1 pseudogene is annotated in these 380 nt (G+C 55.3%); it reads right to left on the bottom strand.

The features are described from left to right. Positions 1-380, bottom strand: a pseudogene (gene ybdL, locus I6F35_RS39710) (methionine-oxo-acid transaminase); the annotation flags it as partial.

Here is a 380-nt window from a genome sequence, read left to right on the forward strand (position 1 = left end):
CTGATGCACTTTGCGGATCTCGGCGCTGATGGGCGCAGGCGCAAAGCAATAACCCACTTTCCAGCCGGTCATATGATAGGTCTTACCAAACGATGACACCGCCACCGCTCGCTCACGCAATTGCGGATGCGCCAGCACGCTGGCATGGCCCTGTTGTGAAAAATTGATGTGCTCGTAGACTTCATCGCTAATGACAAAAATCTCGTGCCCGGCGATCGCCTGCCACAGAGCGGCGAAATCAGTCTGCTGCCAGACAGTTGCACTGGGGTTATGCGGGGTGTTGAGGATCACCAGTCGGGTGCGCTCGCTTAACAATGCGGCAAATTCCTGCCAGTCAACGCGAAAATGCGGCGGTTGCAGTGCAATACGTTTCACTATTC

This window comes from Bradyrhizobium sp. BRP22, from assembly GCF_020194175.1.
Taxonomy (GTDB): domain Bacteria; phylum Pseudomonadota; class Alphaproteobacteria; order Rhizobiales; family Xanthobacteraceae; genus Bradyrhizobium.